This is a genomic window from Micromonospora sp. LOL_013 (genome assembly GCF_048060315.1).
Classification (GTDB): domain Bacteria; phylum Actinomycetota; class Actinomycetes; order Mycobacteriales; family Micromonosporaceae; genus Micromonospora_E.
Window position 1 is genome coordinate 20,270 of the sequence record NZ_JBHMIQ010000004.1, and the last position, 17,760, is coordinate 38,029.

12 protein-coding genes are annotated in these 17,760 nt (G+C 70.1%); 8 read left to right on the forward strand and 4 right to left on the reverse strand.

The window, feature by feature from the left end:
- Positions 1-63 precede the first annotated feature (63 nt).
- Positions 64-1,524: an RICIN domain-containing protein gene (locus ACFHWS_RS04110; RefSeq protein ID WP_416553188.1), complete on the forward strand. Its 1,461-nt coding sequence runs from the start codon at positions 64-66 to the stop codon at positions 1,522-1,524.
- A gap of 20 nt (positions 1,525-1,544) precedes the next feature.
- Complete coding sequence (locus tag ACFHWS_RS04115; RefSeq protein ID WP_416567663.1) at positions 1,545-2,330, forward strand: spermidine synthase; 786 nt, start codon at positions 1,545-1,547, stop codon at positions 2,328-2,330.
- Positions 2,331-2,403: 73 nt separating this feature from the next.
- On the opposite strand, the gene ACFHWS_RS04120 is transcribed toward ACFHWS_RS04115, so the two are convergent.
- Together ACFHWS_RS04120 and ACFHWS_RS04125 are read right to left on the reverse strand one after the other, a co-directional pair.
- Positions 2,404-7,875, reverse strand: coding sequence for a carboxyl transferase domain-containing protein (locus ACFHWS_RS04120; protein WP_416553192.1), 5,472 nt, complete (start codon positions 7,873-7,875; stop codon positions 2,404-2,406).
- 168 nt (positions 7,876-8,043) lie between these two features.
- A complete protein-coding gene (locus ACFHWS_RS04125) occupies positions 8,044-8,259 on the reverse strand; it encodes a hypothetical protein (RefSeq protein WP_416553194.1) in 216 nt (71 codons plus the stop codon).
- Positions 8,260-8,464: 205 nt separating this feature from the next.
- Here ACFHWS_RS04125 and ACFHWS_RS04130 point away from each other — a divergent pair, with 205 nt between their 5' ends.
- Positions 8,465-9,175: a spermidine synthase gene (locus tag ACFHWS_RS04130; RefSeq protein ID WP_416567664.1), complete on the forward strand. Its 711-nt coding sequence runs from the start codon at positions 8,465-8,467 to the stop codon at positions 9,173-9,175.
- Here the strand turns inward: ACFHWS_RS04130 and ACFHWS_RS04135 are convergent.
- Positions 9,172-10,095: a DUF2690 domain-containing protein gene (locus ACFHWS_RS04135; RefSeq protein ID WP_416553198.1), complete on the reverse strand. Its 924-nt coding sequence runs from the start codon at positions 10,093-10,095 to the stop codon at positions 9,172-9,174. The two genes, ACFHWS_RS04130 and ACFHWS_RS04135, sit on opposite strands and share 4 nt — an antisense overlap.
- A gap of 262 nt (positions 10,096-10,357) precedes the next feature.
- Here ACFHWS_RS04135 and ACFHWS_RS04140 point away from each other — a divergent pair, with 262 nt between their 5' ends.
- The 3 genes from ACFHWS_RS04140 to ACFHWS_RS04150 all read left to right on the forward strand — a co-directional run bounded on the left by ACFHWS_RS04140 (position 10,358) and on the right by ACFHWS_RS04150 (position 13,971).
- Positions 10,358-11,176, forward strand: a complete 819-nt coding sequence (locus ACFHWS_RS04140; RefSeq protein ID WP_416567665.1) for a hypothetical protein — start codon at positions 10,358-10,360, stop codon at positions 11,174-11,176.
- A 70-nt stretch (positions 11,177-11,246) separates the two neighbouring features.
- Complete coding sequence (locus ACFHWS_RS04145; RefSeq protein ID WP_416567666.1) at positions 11,247-12,104, forward strand: transglycosylase SLT domain-containing protein; 858 nt, start codon at positions 11,247-11,249, stop codon at positions 12,102-12,104.
- 259 nt (positions 12,105-12,363) lie between these two features.
- Positions 12,364-13,971 (forward strand): peptide chain release factor 3, encoded by a 1,608-nt coding sequence (locus ACFHWS_RS04150; protein WP_416553204.1) that lies wholly within the window; start codon positions 12,364-12,366, stop codon positions 13,969-13,971.
- 225 nt (positions 13,972-14,196) lie between these two features.
- On the opposite strand, the gene ACFHWS_RS04155 is transcribed toward ACFHWS_RS04150, so the two are convergent.
- Positions 14,197-15,459: a glycosyltransferase family 4 protein gene (locus ACFHWS_RS04155; protein WP_416553206.1), complete on the reverse strand. Its 1,263-nt coding sequence runs from the start codon at positions 15,457-15,459 to the stop codon at positions 14,197-14,199.
- 210 nt (positions 15,460-15,669) lie between these two features.
- On the opposite strand from ACFHWS_RS04155, the gene ACFHWS_RS04160 reads away from it, so the two are divergent.
- Positions 15,670-16,713 (forward strand): polysaccharide biosynthesis protein, encoded by a 1,044-nt coding sequence (locus ACFHWS_RS04160; protein ID WP_416553208.1) that lies wholly within the window; start codon positions 15,670-15,672, stop codon positions 16,711-16,713.
- Positions 16,710-17,696: a dTDP-4-dehydrorhamnose reductase family protein gene (locus tag ACFHWS_RS04165; protein ID WP_416553210.1), complete on the forward strand. Its 987-nt coding sequence runs from the start codon at positions 16,710-16,712 to the stop codon at positions 17,694-17,696. Before ACFHWS_RS04160 ends, ACFHWS_RS04165 begins: the two co-directional genes overlap by 4 nt.
- The last annotated feature ends 64 nt before the right edge of the window (positions 17,697-17,760 follow it).

Sequence of the window (17,760 nt, forward strand, 5' to 3'; positions counted from 1 at the left end):
GGTCCGATGTCCCGAACCCAGAAAGGCCAGATCTTGTCAGGGTCATCGTCGGACACCCGGTCGTTGCGTCGGTTGTCGATCGCCATGGTGGCCGTGGTGGCGGCGATGGTCGGCGCCGCAGTCGTCGCGTCGTCGCCAGCCACCGCCGCCACCAGCCAGCTCCGCGGCGTGAACTGGGCCGTGCTGGGTGACAACTTCAGCACCGGTCCGCTCATCGTGCACGGACTCAACTCATCCGACAGCAACGCGACGGTGCGGGCCAAGGCCAACGCCATCTACGACGACATGGCTGCCACCATGGGCGTCAACACCGTCCGGTTGCCGATCAACACCCACACGGTCGGGACGGCATGGTGGGAGGCCTACCGAGGGGCCATCGACGCCGCCACCGAACGCGGGTTCAAGGTCATCCTTGCCTACTGGGAGGACGGTGCCGCCTCCGGCGGCCGGATCACGAACCTCGCCGCGTGGAACGCGATGTGGTCGACGGTCACCAATACCTACGGGTCGAACCCGAACGTCTACTTCGAGCCGATGAACGAGCCGCACGGCTACAGCTCGGCGCAGTGGCGCGACGTCGCGGCCAACTGGTTGAGCTACCACTACTCGGCGGTGCCCAGCCGGGTGCTGATCGGCGGCACCGGCTACAGCCAGGACCTGCGGGACATCTGCAACGACAGCCGTTTCCACTCGACGCTGCTGTCCTTCCACCACTACGCCTTCTTCTACGGCGAGATGTCCTACGACGACTTCCGCAGCCACATCCAGACCCGCCTCGGCAACTGCGCCTCCCGGGCGGTCGCCACCGAGTTCGGCGCGCCGATGAACGACGGTCGCAACTACGCCAACCCGAACAGCACCGACAATTTCGTCCGCCACATCCGCGCCATGGCCCAGGTGATGCGCGACAACCAGATGGGCGGCACCTACTGGCCGGCGATCGGCGGCAAGCCCGGCAGCATCGGGTACGACTGGTACTCGATGTTCGCGCTCAGCGGCAGCGGTACCAGCCTGGACCTGACCGTCCGCAACCCGTCCGGCGCCGACCGGATCCGCTACGGCTGGGGCGACGCCGTCAGCGACGACCCCTCGACGCCGCCGACAGGGACGTTCTACCGCGTCACCGCGCGGCACAGCGGCAAGGCCATGGACGTCCAGCAGCCGAACACGGACAACGGTGCGCGGGTCGGTCAGTACACCTACAACGGCAACCCGTGGCAGCAGTGGCAGTTCCAGGACGCCGGCAGCGGCTACTGGCGCCTGATCAGCCGGCACAGCGGAAAGTGCCTCGACGTGGTGAGCGCGTCGACCGCCGACGGGGCTGACCTCATCCAGTACACCTGCGGCACCGGCGCCAACCAGCAGTTCCAGATGGTCACCAACGGCAGCTACTTCCAGCTGCGGGCGCGGCACAGCGGAAAATGTGTGGACGTGCCGGCTGCGTCGACCGCCGACGGCGTCGTCCTCACGCAGTGGTCGTGCCACACTGGCACCAACCAACAGTGGTCGCGTACACCCGTCTGACGGTCGCTAACCTGCTGGTCATGCGGACATCCGGCGACCGGCTCGACCTGGCCGTCGACCCGGCCAGGTCGACCGGGCGCATGCTGCTCGCCGACGGCGTCGAGCAGTCGTACGTGGATGTCTCCGATCCCGCGTACCTGCGCTTCGAGTACGTCCGCCGGATGGCCGCCGGGGCCGATCTCGCCGCGCCGGTCGGTGCTCCGCTGGACGTGCTGCACCTCGGCGGCGGTGCGCTGACGCTGCCCCGCTACGTCGCCGCCACCCGGCCCGGCTCGGCGCAGACCGTCGTCGAGCGGGATCCCGAAGTGGTCGCGCTGGTGGCGCGGGAGCTGCCGCCCCGGCCGGCCGGCGTCGAGGTCGTGGTCGCCGACGCGCGGGAGGCGGTCACCGCCGGGCCCGCCGACGCGTACGATCTGGTGCTCGCCGACATCTACCAGGCGGCCCGGATGCCGCCGCAGGTCACCACCGTCGGGTTCGCCGCCGAGGTCGCCCGGGTACTGCGACCTGACGGTATCTACCTGGTCAACGTCACCGACCTGCCACCGCTGGCCAGCACCCGGATGCAGGTGGCCACCCTGCGGGCGGTCTTCGCCGACGTCTGCGCCATCGCCGACCGGCGGATGCTGCGGGGCCGACGGTACGGCAACGTGGTACTCGCTGCGGCACGGGCGCCGGACCGCCTGCCGGTGGCGCGCCTGGTGGTGCGGGCGCTGCGCGACCCGGTGCCCGGCGGCGTGCTGCACGGACCGGCGCTGAACAGGTTTGTCGCCGGGGCCCGGCCCCGCACCGACGAACCGCAACGGTGAGGATACTCACCGAGCAGGGTCGCCAGTAGAAGGCCGCACCCGACGGGCCTACCACCCAGTCAGAGGTTCGCTGTCACCGCCCCTGCCCCAGCCGGGATTCGATGGCGGCGATGATCCGCGGGCGCAGCTCGGCGGCGCTGATGACGGCATCCACCGAGCCGACCTCGACCGCACGCTGGATGTCGTGGATCCGGTCGAACTCCGTGGCCACCTCGCCCAGCTTCTCCGCACGTACCGACGAGCGCAGCTCGTCGAGTTCAGCGGCCAACGCGGCGCGATCGGTGCCGGCTGCGGCGGCCGACCGCGCCTCCAGGTCCCGGATTCGCGGGTCGCGCGCGGTACGGGCGTCCACCTCGCCGGAGAACACCACTGCGGCGGCAGGAGCGCCACCGAGTACCGAGGCGAACGAACCTTCCAGCGCGAGCACGGTCATGGCGGAGTTCAACGCCTTCGAGAAGACCACGAACGCGCCGCCGTGGTACCGCGAGATCACACAGAACACGATCGGCCCACGGAAGTTCACGATTGCCCGGCCGATCTCGGCGCCGTACTCCAGCTGCAACTTGCGCATCGACTCGGGCGATCCGTCGAAGCCCGACAGGTTGGCCAGCACCACCAGCGGCCGGTTGCCGCTCGCCGCGTTGATCGCCCGCGCGGCCTTCTTTGACGACTGCGGGAACAGCGTGCCGGCGGTGTAGGTGTCCGGGCCGTCGGTGGGCGGGAAGCCACGCCGCGGCACCGTGCGCGACTCGATGCCGAGCAGGCAGGCGGGAATGCCGCCAAGGTGCACGTCCTGCACGACGGCGGTGTCAGCGTCGGCCATGCCCGCCCAGCGCTCCAGCACCGGGTGGTCCTGGTCGGCCAGCGCCCGCATCACGGTCCGGATGTCGAACGGCTTCTTGCGGTCCGGATTGGCCTCGGCCGAGAAGATCTCACCGACAGTGGTGAAGTCGCTGCCGGCCACCGTGTGCGGGAAGGTGGAGACGTCACGGTCGGCGGGGTCGGTGGTGCTCGCCCGCCGGGGCCCGGTTTCGCCCGGTACGACGTACGTGTGGTCGTAGTGGGCCAGCAGCACGTCCCGCGCGGCGGTCAGGCTCGGCGCCCAGTACTGCGCCTGCCCGTTCGGACCCATCACCCGGTCGTAGCCGCCGATGCCGAAGTTGTCCTCGGCGGACACCCCGCCGGAGAAGTCCAACGACTGCTTGCCGGTCAGCACCATCGCCGAGTCCGGCGTCATCACCAGGATGCCCTTGGTGTGCATGAGCATCGTCGCCTCAGCGTTCCAGTACGGCTGGGCGCCGACGTTGATGCCCGCGACCACGATGTTGATCTCACCACCGGCCTGGGTGAACTCGACGATCCGTTTGAGCGCGGCGGCCACCCAGTCCATGTTCTCGGTGCCCGACTCCATGGAGATCCGCGCCCCGGCGGACAACGCGTACCATTCAACCGGCACCCGCATCCGCTCGGCCAGGTCCAGGGCCGCGATGATCCGGCGGCACTCCGGCTCGGACAGGGCGCCGAGCGACTTCGTGGGATCACCGAACAGCACGACCCGGGTGACACCCTCTGGGTGACGGGCAGTGACCGTGCTGACCACACCGGCGACGATGGCCGCGCTGTTGCTCCCCTTCGGGCGGTCGACCGGCACCAACGCGTTGTCGTCGTCGAGGTCATGCTCGACGAAGTCGCCGAGCCGGCTGGTCAGTTCGTACGGGTACACCGTGTTGCGGCTGCTCGCCCGCAGCACCTTCAGCCGGTAGTCGTCCAGCACCTCGACCGGCTCGACCGGCGGCTCGCCGACGACCAGTTCGGCGCCGCCGGTGGCGTCGATGGCGATCCGTACCGCCGTCTTCCTCAACTCGCCGGTCGCCCGGTCGCGCCGCCGGCCGATGAACAGGATCTCCTCCAGCCCGGCACCCGCAGTCGTCGGGCGCATCCGCCCGGCGATCATCTCCATCTCCTGGCGGGTCAGATCGTTCGGCGGCCAGACGTAGACCACGATTCGGTTGGTGGTGAAGCGGGTCTTCGACGGTCTGCGCGACTGGGCCCGGCGGATAGAGTCAAGGCAGGCCGCGACGGTGTTCTCGGTGGTCGGTAGCGACACCAGACGTCCATCGTGGTCACGCAACTGAGTCAGGTCGCGTACCTGCGCGAACGCGACGAGACGCTGGTCCGACGGGTTCTCCCGCGCGACGCACTGGAAAAGGTAGACCTCCTCGTCCAGCGAGGGCAGCCGGGTCAGGTCGAACCCGCGCAGCCGCTCCAGCTGCATGCGCTGCGCGATGTACGGGTGCAGGCCGCGGATCAGCCGTTCCTCGACCATTCCCCGGCTCGATGGGCGGAACGTGAAGTGGTGGTGCATGACCGCACCGGCGCGGCCCGCGATGGTGGTGGTCACCCGGCGGACCTGGGGCGGTAGCGGGTGCGCGGCGACGACGTCGAGCAGCGCTGCCGCCATCGCGTCGAAGTCCTCCGGCTGGTTCTCCCAGGCAAGATAAATATCGGCATCGATGGACTCCCGGCCACTGGCAAGCTCGGCGAGCCCGTCGAGGGCAGTGCCCAGGGCATCGATGGCCACGGCGGCGGTGACCACGCTCGAGTCGGCCCGCTCGGCGACCACGAAGGTGCAGCCGGCGACCTGGTGGGTGTGGACCGCGGTGAGCCCTTTGTTGCCGTAGTACCGGCGGGTCAGCACCTCCAGCATGACCGCGTTGTCGAGGTGGTCACGCACGATCCGCTGGCCGAGTAGCCGGACCAGCGGTTCGGTGCTGCGGACCATGTCGGCGATGCGCTCGGCGCGATCCGGCGTGTCCGGATGGGCGTCCAGGTGACGCAGATGCGCGCGGACCCGGGCGTAGACGGTGGCCCGGTTGCGGCGCAGCAACGGCTGGGCAAACCAGGCGAACACCACGCCTCGGGAAAGGTCGGCGATCACCGGGAAGCGGACCTGCGTGGCGGCGACCAGCCGCTCCAGGGCGAGACCGGCGGGCTCGTGCAACGACTGGCCGGGCGGCGGCTCCCGCAGCCACGCGCGCAGCAGTGTGGCGACGACTGTGGCGTCGGCGGCGGCACGCTGCAGTGCGAGGAAGATCCGGAATACAGCGGCCTCGAGATCGGCGGAGCGCTCCAGATCGGTGACGCCGTAGTGGCTGAGCGCCTTGGCGAGCTTGGCCTGGAAGGCGTCCGGCAGGCCGGCCCTTTCGACGTCGAGGCTCTGCAGGTAGGTGTGGAAGTACTCGCGGTCGCTGTGGACGTGCCCGTCACCGCCGTCGGCGTCGGTGGGCCGGTTGCGGCTCAGCTCGGCGAGGTCGGCGAAGACCCCAATGAGTTCGATCTCAGCGGCCAACGGCCGGTCGCCGTCCTCGGCGGCGGACCGGCGCGCGGCGAGATAGTCGTCGAGGACGCGACGGTCGTCGTGCGGGTCGACGTCGAAGCCGAGGAGCAGTCCGCGCAGACCCTCCTGGCCCCGACGGCACCGTTCGGCCGGCGGGAGTGCCCCGGACGCGGCTGGCATGTCCAGCTCGACGGGCGCCGACGACCCGGTCTCCGGACCGGCTGCCGCGTCGTCCGCGACCGGCTCCAACCTCAGCAGCGGTGCACCCGCCTCGACCTGGTTTCCGACCGACACGGCGGATTCCTTCAGGCGGGCCTTGAACGGTGCCCGCAGCACCGTCTCCATCTTCATGGCCTCGAGTACCAGCACCGGTGTGCCCGCTTCGACCTCGGCACCGACCGGCACCGGGGTGGCGACGACCAGGGCGGGCATCGGTGCGCGGAGCACGCCGCCCTCGTCGCGGCTGACCCGGTGAGTCACCCCGTCGACCTCGATCAGGTGCACCGGCCCGTGCGTTCCGGTGACCAGGCGGTGCCGGCTGCCGTTGACGACGATCTGCCCGGTGTGCCGGTCGAAACGGTCCAGCTCGACGTCGGCGCTGTGCACGACGTCTGCCACCTCGATGCCGACGCGGAACCGGTACGCGCCGGTACGCGCCACCCGTACCCGGTAGCCGACGCTGCGCAGCTTGAGGTCCACCGGCCGGCCGCTGGCGTGCTGCACCTGTGGACGTCCGCCGGACGCGGTGGCCAGCAATCGCTGCCGTTCGACGCGCTCGTCGGCCTCGTAGCCCTCGATCGCCGCAGCGGCGAGGGCGACGGCGACGTGCCGGTGCGCGACAAGCCGGCCTGCACCGCGGACCCGGTCGATCCACCCGGTGTCCGCGCTGGCGTCGATCACCTCGGGCTGATCGAGCAGGTCGATCACGAAGCTCTTGTTCGTCGCACCGCCCTCGATGATCACGGTGGTGTTCGCCATCGCCCGGCGCAGCCGGCCGAGCGCCTCGTCACGGTCCCGTCCGTATGCGATGATCTTGGCGATCATGGAGTCGAAGGCGGCGGGAATGGTGTCGCCCTCGCTGACCCCGGTGTCCACCCGGATCCCGGGCCCGGCGGGCAGGTCCAGCCGGGCGATCCGACCCGGCGAGGGCGCGAAGTCGCGGTCCGGGTCCTCGGCGTTGAGCCGGGCCTCGACGGCGTGCCCACGCTCCACCGGCGGGTCGCCCTCCAGCCGCCCGCCCGACGCCACGTGCAGCTGCGCCTTGACCAGGTCGAATCCGGTGGTGGACTCGGTGATCGGGTGCTCCACCTGCAGCCGGGTGTTGACCTCGAGGAACGCGAACATGCGGTCACCGGGATGGTAGAGGAACTCGACGGTCGCCGCGCCCTGGTAGCCGACCGCGACGGCGAGCCGTTCGGCCGACGCCTTGAGGTCGGCGGCCTGCGCCGGGCTGAGCACCGGCGACGCCGACTCCTCGATCACCTTCTGGTTGCGCCGCTGCACCGAGCAGTCCCGTACGCCGAGCGCCCAGGCGGTGCCCTGACCGTCGGCGATCACCTGAACCTCCACGTGCCGGGCACCGGTGACCAGCCGTTCCAGGAACACGACGCCGCTACCGAACGCGCGGGCGGCTTCCTGGCTGGTGCGCTCGTACGCGTCGACGAGCTCGGCCTCGTTGGTGATCACCCGGATGCCGCGCCCGCCGCCACCGGCGGTCGCCTTCAACATCAGCGGGTAGCCAATGCCACCCGCCGCCGCCAGGGCGGCCTCCAGGGTCTCGACCGCGCCCCGGCTCCAGGGGGCGACCGGCACGCCGACCTCCTCGGCGATCAGCTTCGCGCCGATCTTGTCGCCGAGCTGACGCATCGCGTGCGCGCTCGGTCCGACGAAGGTGACACCGGTCTTCTCGCACAGCTCCGCGAACGCCGGGGACTCGGCGACGAAGCCCCAGCCGACCCACGCCGCGTCGGCGCCGGTCGCCACCAGGGCGCGTTCCAGGACCGTCAGATCGAGGTACGGCCGGGCGGATGCCGGCCCGAGGTCGTAGGCGATGTCCGCTTCACGGACGAACGTCGCGGTACGGTCGACGTCGGTGTACAGGGCTACGGTCTCGATCCGCGCCCCGGTCTCGGCGGCCAGCTCCCGGACGGCGTGGATGAGCCGCATCGCGGCCTCACCACGGTTGACGATGGCAATGCGGCTGAACACCCGATCGGCCCTCCGGTACGCCTACGATCCACGCGTCGCTGATGCGACTCCGACAGGATCACCCTTACGCCTGCCGGCTGGAAACACCATAGGGCGTCCGACTAAGTAACGACCATGTCACTCAATGCGGTTTCCGTCGCCGATGCCGGTCGGCGTCTCGCCGATCCCTCAAGCCAGCGCGCTCGGCGCGGCGGTAGGTGCCGACGCGGTAGGTCCGACCTGGGGGGATGCCGGTACCGCGGCGACTTCGTCCGGGGTGGCTGCGCCGGTGGCCGCCGCGGCGGCCACCGGGACGTCGGCATCGCGCAACGGATGGTAGGGGCGGCACGACGCGCGGACCACCAGCTCCGTCGGCAGCCGCAGCAAGACCTTCTGAGCGATCAAGTCGAACTTCTGCTCACCCGCAGACGAAAGAACCGCAGAGGCCGTCGACGTCCGTCGAAGGACTGGCTGTCAGGTCGGTCGGCGGACTGTGCGCCCACCCGGCACACCCACACGAGACGGTAGAGTCGGCGGGCCAACCTGCGCCCCATCAGAAGGAGTGCCGATGGCCGCGCGTTTCGAAGAACTAGACTGGCGGCAAACCCCGATGGGTGAAATTAGCCTCCGGCGGCGGCGGGACCCGGTCGTGGACCGCGAGGTGTACGAGGTCAAACTGGGCGACGAGTACCTGATGTCGAGCCTGTTCACCGTCGCCGAGATCGAACTGGCCCGGCTTGCCCTGGCCGAGCTGTCCCGCGAAGACCTCGACGTCGTCGTCGGCGGGCTCGGCCTCGGCTACACCGCCCATGCCGTACTGCGGGATCGTCGGGTCCGGTCGATGATCGTCGTCGAAGCGCTGGCCGACGTCATCGGGTGGCACCAACGCGGTCTGGTGCCGGGTGGAGAGGCGCTGGTCGCGGATCCCCGGTGCAGGTTGGTGGCCGGAGACTTCTTCGCCCTGACTGCGGCGGCCGGCCCCGATCCGGCCGCACCTGGACGACGGTTCGACGCCGTCCTCGTCGACATCGACCACTCCCCCGGGCATGTCCTGCACCCGTCGCACGCCGCCTGCTACCGGCCGGACGGCCTACGGCGCCTGGCCAGCCACCTGCGGCCCGGCGGCGTATTCGCGCTGTGGTCCGACGACCCACCGGAAGCCGGGTTCACCGAAGCGCTCGGCCAGGTATTCCCGCAGGTCCGCACCGAGGTGGTCACGTTCCGCAACCCGCTGATCGGCAGCGACTCGGCCAACACCGTGTACCTGGCGCAGACCCAGGCACGGCCGCCGGACGAACCGGGTCAGCCGCCGCCCGGCTAAGCGGCGACCGGCAGAGCCGCCACCGGAATGCGCAGGTCGCGGACCTGCAGGGCGGCCGGTGTGCCGGTCGGGTCGGGATGGGCGCACGGGGTCGACGCAGTGGCCAACGCGGCACGGTCGTCCGCGCCGCTGATCTCGACCGCGACCTCGACGCACCCCTCGGTGGTCCGCAGGACGTTGCCGTACACGCTGTACACCTGGCTCGGCACTAGATAGGGATAGTCGAACCGACTGACGGCCCCGTCGGACGGACGGCTGACGGACAGCCGAATGGTGACCCCGGTCGGCACCCGCTCGGTGGAGACGAAGAGTGGCCAGGCCGCCTGGCATCGCTGGGAGTAACGCAGGGTGAGGCTGCCGTAGGGCGGCTGGGTCGGATCCCGGTCGGGAACCTGCACGGTGTGCGTGCTCACCGCGTCGAGGTGGCACTGTTCCTGCTGCGGGTCCGCGCCGTCCGCCGCCGGTGACCCGGCGGCCGAGGTCGCCACGGGTTCCTGCACCGCCCCGCCGAGCCGGTCGAGTACCGACGTCGGCACCAGGATCACCGCAGCGACGACAGCCGCGATCCCGCCGGTCGCCGCCAGCGCCCGGCGGGTGAGGTGCGGCTCGCGTACGGCGGGCCGGTCGGCTGGTGGCGTGGCACCGTTGATGAGTGCGTCGACCTGGCTCCACCGCTGCCGCCAGTTGTCCTCGTCTCCGTCACAGGCGCGGACGAACGCCAAGGTCAGCTCCAACGAGGGCAGCCGGGTTCCGGACAGCACACCGGACAGCGCGGTGTGCGAGTAGTGGGCCTTCTCCGCCATCTTGCGCAACGAGGGCTGCCCGGCGTCGCGTCGAAGCTGTTCCAGATCGGCGACGAAGGCACCGATCGGGCCGGCGGCGGAACCACGAGTGCCGGTGTGTCCATTCTGATCCGTCATGTCCTCTCCTGAACGCGTAAACCTGGTGTCAACAGCGGTCAAGCCAGTGCTTTACGAGCAGGTCCAGGTCAGTATCGGCCTCGACGCAGCTGCCCGTTGGATAGACACCAGCGAACAGCGTCTCACAGTCCGTACAGGACCATGTGCGCCTTCGGATCCTGACCGACCGGGCGTACCGGGCGACGGATGCCGTCTGTGGAGGCCTCCGGCATGGACGCGGTATCGGGTGGACGGGCAGTCCGCTCTACGACAGGAGGACCGCGTGTACCACCGCAAGCAGACTGAACCCGCCCGCCGACCGGTGCCCAGAACCCTCCCCCGAATCCTGCGGGGTGTCCTGGCGTCCCTCGTCGCATTGGTGATGGTCCTGGTCGGAGCCGCCGCGCCAGCGATCGCCGGGATCACCGGCTACCGGGTGACCGGCACCGGTGGTGCCGGGCTGATCGTGCGGACCAGCCCGCACGATGCCTCGGCACCGGCGGTCACCGTCCTCGCCGACGGCACGTATTTCACCGCCGAGTGCGCGGTACGCGGCCGCAACATCTACGGCAACAATGTCTGGCACCAGATCAGCGCGCCGGTGAACGGCTGGATCAGCGACTACTACACCACCACGCCCGGCTTCAACCAGTACCTGCCGGGCGAGCCGGAGTGCGGCTCCGGCACCCCACCGTCGACCGGCACCCGGGAGCAGCGCGCCCTCGCCTGGGCCCGGTCGGTCCTCGGACACACGCACACCAACGGCGACCTCGGCGACAGCAACCATCCCTGGGACGGCTGGTGCGACAACTTCGTCGGGCACGCGTACGGACGCGCCGCCAGCGGCTACGCCACCGCGCTGGTCCACTACAACGCGTTGTACCAGCGCGGCCTCATCCACACCACCGGCACACCGCCGCCCGGCGCCCTGGTCTTCTTCGCCGGAGCGCAGATCAACGGCTACGCCGGTCACGTGATGCTCTCCGAGGGCAACGGCAGTTACATCACCACCGCCCCCGCTATCCGGCAGGTCTCGCTCAGTTGGCCCGGCGCACCGTACCTCGGCTGGTCGTACGCGGACCCGGAGTGGCCGGGACGTTGACCACCGCGTCACCCGACCGCCACGTCACCCGTCGGAACTCAGTCCCCGCTCGTCGTTCCCAGGAAGGAACATGATGGATCCCGATCGTCTCCCGCCCACCTCCGCCGGCGGCCGTCGGCGCCGTCCTCGGCTGGCGCTGGGCCTCGCCTTGCTTTCCGTCGTCGGCGCGGTCGCTCTCGCGGTGCCCGGCACGGCCAGTGCCGCGCCGGACAGCGGTGCCGTCGACGGAGCTGTCCCGGCCAGCGTCGGCGAGCCCGCCACCACGCCGGCACCGGACACCGTCAGCGTCAACGCCGTCGGTATCGACCTGTGCGCCCAGGCGGGGTACGCCGCCGGGTTCCGGGGCAGCCCACTGGTCACTGCGGTCGCGGTGGCCATGGCGGAGTCCTCGTGCAACCCGTCGGCGGTCGGCAGCAACGGCCCCACCGCCGGATGTCCCTACGGATCATTGGACCGCGGTCTCTGGCAGATCAACAACTGCTACCACCCCACCGTGACCGACGCCTGCGCCTACGACGCCCAGTGCAACGCGAACGCCGCGTACAACATCTCCAGCGGCGGCAGCAACTGGCAGCCGTGGTCGACCTACAACAGCGGCGTCTACGCCAACCACCTGTCCGCCGCGCAGGCGGCGGTGAACCGGCTCGGCGGCGGCACACCGGGCGGCGTAACCGGAACAATCCTGGCCAGCCCGTGGCTCAACGTCCGGGCCGGCCCCAGCACCACGTCCGCCGTCGTCGGATACACCTACTACGGCAGTACGGTGACCATTTCCTGCTACACCTTCGGTGAGTATGTCGGCGGCGGGTACTGGCCGTCATCGACGTGGGACCGGATCACCGATCCGGCCACCGGTGCCACCGGATTCGCCGCGGACACCTGGATCAACACCACCCAGGACGTCAAGAGCATGGTGCCGTCCTGCTGATCCGTCACGTCGGACGGCACCGGTGGGCCGGCCGTGTTGTCCCCCTGCCCCACACCCTCCGCCGGGCCGACACCGGCGTGCCGCTGGCGGCACGGGACAACACGGCCGGCTGCCGTGAGACGCCGAAGGCAGCCGACCGGAGCAGGTCGCCGCGCGGCAGCGGACTGAACCCGCGCCGACCGACAATCCGGCCCCTTACGTTAGAGTCCGGTCGTCGACCTGCCACCACACACGGGCGGCGAAAGGAGAAGGACGTCAGGTGTCGGGAACAGCGGAAGCCCTACGACCGGTCACGGCGGAGGCAGCGCGGCGGCGTACCTTCGCGGTGATCTCCCACCCGGACGCGGGCAAGTCCACCACCACCGAGGCCCTTGCGTTGCACGCTCGGGCGATCAACTCCGCCGGCGCCGTGCACGGCAAGGGCGACCGCCGTGGTGTGGTTTCCGACTGGATGGCCCTGGAGCAGCAGCGCGGCATCTCGATCACCTCGGCGGCGCTGCAGTTCACCTACCGCGACACGGTGGTGAACCTGCTCGACACGCCCGGGCACGCGGACTTCTCCGAGGACACCTACCGGGTGCTGACCGCGGTCGACTGCGCGGTGATGCTGCTCGACGCCGCCAAAGGACTGGAGCCGCAGACGCTGAAGCTGTTCGAGGTGTGCCGCCACCGCCGGGTGCCGGTGATCACCTTCATCAACAAGTGGGACCGACCCGGGCTGGAGCCACTCGAACTGCTCGACGAGATCGAGCAACGGATCGGATTGCGCTGCACCCCACTGACCTGGCCGGTCGGTGTCGCGGGGCAGTTCCACGGGGTGGCCGACCGGCGCACCGGCCGGATGGTCGCGTTCACCCGCACCCCGGGCGGGGCGAGCGCCGTCATCGAGGAAACCCTCACCGCCGACGAGGCCAGCCGACGGTACGGCACCGACTGGACCCAGGCGGTCGAAGAGCTGGACCTGCTCGCCGCCACCGGCGCCGAACACGACCGGGCCGCGTTCGTCGCCGCGACCACCACGCCTGTGTTGTTCGGCGCCGCGGTCACCAACGCCGGCGTACGCCAGCTCCTCGACGTGCTGGTGGACACCGCCCCCGCGCCGACGGCTCGACCGGACACAACCGGCACCCCCCGCGAACTGGACGCGCCGTTCGCCGGATTCGTCTTCAAGACCCAGGCCAACATGAACCCGGCCCACCGTGACCAGGTAGCGTTCGTCCGGGTCTGCTCCGGCCGGTTCGAACGCGGCATGGTCGTCACCCACGCCGGCACCGGCCGTCCGTTCGCCACCAAGTACGCCCAGCAGGTCTTCGGCCGCGACCGGGACACCATCGACGAGGCGTACCCGGGCGACGTGGTCGGACTGGTCAACGCCACCGCGCTGAGCATCGGCGACAGCCTCTACGCGCCTGGGCCGGCGGTGACATTCCCACCGCTGCCGTCGTTCGCCCCCGAACACTTCGTCGCCATCCGGGCCACCGACGCGTCGAAGTTCAAACGGTTCCGCCGCGGCATCGAACAACTCGACGGTGAAGGCGTGGTCCAGGTGCTGCGATCGGACCGCCGGGGCGAGCAGTCCCCGGTGCTCGCTGCGGTCGGGCCGATGCAGTTCGAGGTCGCCACCCACCGACTGGCGACCGAGTTCGGGGTACCAACCGCAGTCGACCATCTGCCGTACACCCTCGCCCGGCGCACCGAAGCGGCGAGCGTGGCCGGGTTGAACGCCGCTCCCGGGGTCGAGGTGATGACCCGGGTGCGTGACGGGGAACTACTCGCCCTGTTCCCCGACAAGTGGCGGCTGTCCACCGTCCGCAACCGCGACCCCGACCTGGTGCTGGAACCGTTGCTCGCCGATGCCGGGAGCTGACCTTGCGCACCACGTCATGCGGCAGGCCGGGCCGGCGACCGCCGGGCGGTGACCAGGTACGTGCGAACCTCGGGGTAGACGGGTGGCGCGGGGTTCACATCTCCCCCTGCTGAAGCAGAGAGTCTCGACACAGTCCAGCAGACCGTGCAGCCGCTCCAGCTCCACATGGCGGCCGACGAAGTCCGCCACGACCGGCAGCAGGTCGGGCATTGCACCGGCCGATTGTCATCGGGCTGCTCCTCGGCGCGGCCGCGTCCGACAGCCGTCCACCATCGCTCGCAGCGTCTGCTCGACCCGCTCAGCACCGACCGTGACCGAGAACACCTTGTCGTAGTAGGACCGACCAGCCTGCCCGAGCAGCTCGAGCTTCTCGCGGCCCAGGTCGCACGCTTCGCGCAGGGCGGTTCGGATCGAGTCCGGATCCCCCGACCGGGCGACGAAGCCGGCGCCGCTGTCCTGGGCGGCCGTCGCGGCGTCGCCCTCGGCCGCGACGAGCAGCGCCCGACCTGCCGCAAGGATCGCCTGCACCTTGCTCGGCATCGTGTACGCCGACATTCCACCGGGGCGCAGGCTCACGTAGTGCACGTCGCCGGCGGCCATCAGTGCGGGCATCCGGTCGCGGGGCAGCCGGCCGAGAAACCGGACGTTGGAGGCACCTGCCCGCGCCGCCCGGGCACGCAGCCGGTCCTCGGTGGTGCCCGACCCGGCGATGAGACAGACCAGCCTCGGATCCTCGACCCGGGCACACGCGTCGATCAGCGGGTCGAGACCCTGTGCCTCACCGAGCGCCCCGGCGTACGACAGCACCACCTGGTCGGGACGGATCCCGAGCTCGGCGCGCAGATCCCGATGGCGAACCGGCGTCGCCTCGTCGGCCCACATCGGGATGTAGACCAGCTTCTCCGGCGGTACGCCCCGCCCGGCGAGCAGCCCGCCCGCGCCGGGCGAGACGTAGGCCACCCGATCCGCGCTGCGGTACATCGCTTCGCACCAACCGGCCATCCCCCGTGCGAGGCTCCGTGACAACGGTCCGCCACCGAGGAATCCGCTGGCCACCGCGCTGTCCGGCCAGATGTCCAGAACGTGCAGCAGGACCGGTACCCGGTGCATGTACCGGGCGTACCACATCGGCATCGCCACCGAGATCGGCGAGTTGCCGACCCAGAGTGCGTCGAGTCCGCGCAGCGCGTCGGCGCCGGAGATCAGCGCCGAGCCAGCGAACGAGCCGTAGTTGACCAGTCGCCGTGCGGCGGACCGGTCATGGCTGGGATAGAGCGCCACCCGACGGATCCGCACGTCGCCGTCCATCTCGTCGACCCGACGCGCCATCCGGTAGCCGGGTGTGAGCCGGCCGGTCGGATAGTTCGGAAAGCCGGTGACCACCCGTACCTCGTGTCCCCGTCGAGCGAGGGCGTGAGCGAGCCGACCGGGCAGCGCGGCCGGCCCCGGCTCGGGATCGAACCACTGGGTGAGCAGACCGATCAGCATGCAATACAACTACCAGCCATTGAGGAGTGTTTTGCTCTTTTTGCAGTTAATGATGACCCGGCCCCCGATCGCGGGTCGCCAGGAGCATCCGAGCCTTCCTCACCTTGCCGGAAATGACCTCTACGCCAGTTATGTAGCTATATCGTCACGTGCGACGACCTCCACCGTCCCTCAGGGTGGCCCGACGGGAAAAGCAAGACGGGGGCAGATGTGGTTTCCTCGCTATCGGACCGACGCTTCCTGGTCACCGGTGGCACCGGGTCCTTCGGTCAGACGATGGTTACCCGGTTGCTGGACGCCGGCGCCGAGGAGGTCCGGGTCTTCAGCCGCGACGAATCCAAACAGGACGCCATGCGGCACCGACTCGCCGACGAACGCGTCCGCTACTACGTGGGTGACATCCGAGACTACGACAGTGTACTCAAAGCCGTACGGGGCATGGAGTTCGTCTTCCACGCCGCCGCGCTCAAGCAGGTGCCGTCGTGTGAGTTCTTCCCACTCGAAGCGGTCCGGACCAACGTCCTTGGCAGCGCGCACCTGGTGGACGCGTGCGAACGGGTCGGGGTCGAGGCACTGGTGCTGCTCAGCACCGACAAGGCCGTCTATCCGGTCAACGCGATGGGCATGACCAAGGCGCTGATGGAGAAGGTGGCACAGGCACACGCCCGGGACAACCTGACGGCCCGGACCCGAGTCTGCTGTGTGCGGTACGGCAACGTCATGTACTCGCGCGGCTCGGTCATCCCGCTGTTCATCGACCAGATCCGCCACGGTGGCCTGCCGACCGTCACCGAGCCGTCGATGACCCGGTTCCTGATGTCCCTGGCCCAGTCGGTCGACCTGGTGGAACACGCGTTCCGCAGCGGCCGGCAGGGCGATGTCTACATCCGCAAGGCCGACGCCTGCACCATCGGCGACCTGGCCACCGCATTGTGCAACCTGTTCGGCGTACCTGCCAAGTTCGACGTGCTCGGCATCCGGCACGGCGAAAAGATGTACGAGACGTTGGCCAGCCGCGAGGAGCTGTCCCACGCCGAGGACCTGGGTGAGTTCCTCCGGGTCCCGGTGGACAGCCGCGATCTCAACTACGCCCTCTACGTCGACGAGGGCGACATCGCCAGCGGCGGGCTCACCGACTTCAATTCGCACAACGCCCGACGGCTGACCGTGCCGGAGGTCGAGTCGCTGCTGCTCACCCTGCCGGAGGTGCGGGCGCACCTCGATGCCGCCGCTACTCCGGTCGGCGCGGCATGAGCGCCCATGCCGGCGATGGCGGGCGCCTGGAGCGGGTGCCACGGCGGCGGACCGACGGGCCGGTCCCCGCTCGACGGCGGGTCCTCATCGTTGGCGCCACCGGAATGCTCGGCCACGCCCTGTTGCGGGAGCTCAGCGCCGATCCGGAGCTCGACGCCCACGGCACCGCCCGCAACCTGGCCGACCGCGCCCGCCACTTCCCGGTGCCACTGGTCGACCGGATCACCGGCGACATCGACGCCACCCGGATCGACCAGGTCCACCGGATCGTCGACGAACTCCGGCCGGACGTGGTCGTGAACTGTGTCGGGGTGATCAAGCAACGCCCTGACGTACGGGACGTCACCCACACCGTCACCCTCAACGCTCTCTTCCCGCATCTGTTGGCGCGGACGTGCGGCCAATTCGGCAGCCGACTGATCCACGTCAGCACCGACTGTGTCTTTTCCGGATGCCGGGGCGGCTACGTCGAGGACGACCTACCCGACCCACCGGACCTCTACGGACGGTCGAAGCTGCTGGGCGAGGTCGCTGGAGAGGGAGCGCTCACGCTGCGTACCTCGATCATTGGTCACGAGCTGACCGACAACCGGTCGTTGGTGGACTGGTTCTTGTCGCGTCCCGGTGGCGTCCGAGGCTGGACCGGGGCGATCTACACCGGCGTGACGACCGTCGAGTTCGCCCGGCTGCTACGGACCGTGGTGCTGCCCCGGACCGATCTCGCCGGGCTGTACCACCTGGCCGCCGAGCCGATCTCGAAGTACGACCTGCTCCGGTTGATCGCCGAGGTGTACCGGTGGCCGGGCGACATCGTGCCAGACGACGGGTTCGTCTGTGACCGGTCGATGCGCGCCGACCGGCTGGCCGACGCCACCGGCTACCGTCCGCCCTCCTGGCCGGACATGGTCCGGTCGATGCACGCCGCCCGCGCCCGCTGGACAGATGCCCTGCCCGAGGCGGACCGGCAGCGCCTCGTGGTCTGACGCGCCGGACCGACAGCCAGACCGCTAGGGGTGACCCGGCCGACCGCAAGCCGAAGGACGACAC

Excerpts from the sequence above, each read along its gene's own strand:
- ACFHWS_RS04165 (WP_416553210.1), top strand. The coding sequence starts at position 16,710 with ATGAGCGCCCATGCCGGCGATGGCGGGCGCCTGGAGCGGGTGCCACGG.
- ACFHWS_RS04135 (WP_416553198.1), bottom strand. The coding sequence starts at position 10,095 with ATGACGGATCAGAATGGACACACCGGCACTCGTGGTTCCGCCGCCGGC.
- ACFHWS_RS04145 (WP_416567666.1), top strand. The coding sequence starts at position 11,247 with ATGATGGATCCCGATCGTCTCCCGCCCACCTCCGCCGGCGGCCGTCGG.
- ACFHWS_RS04115 (WP_416567663.1), top strand. The coding sequence starts at position 1,545 with ATGCGGACATCCGGCGACCGGCTCGACCTGGCCGTCGACCCGGCCAGG.
- ACFHWS_RS04155 (WP_416553206.1), bottom strand. The coding sequence starts at position 15,459 with ATGCTGATCGGTCTGCTCACCCAGTGGTTCGATCCCGAGCCGGGGCCG.
- ACFHWS_RS04130 (WP_416567664.1), top strand. The coding sequence starts at position 8,465 with ATGGGTGAAATTAGCCTCCGGCGGCGGCGGGACCCGGTCGTGGACCGC.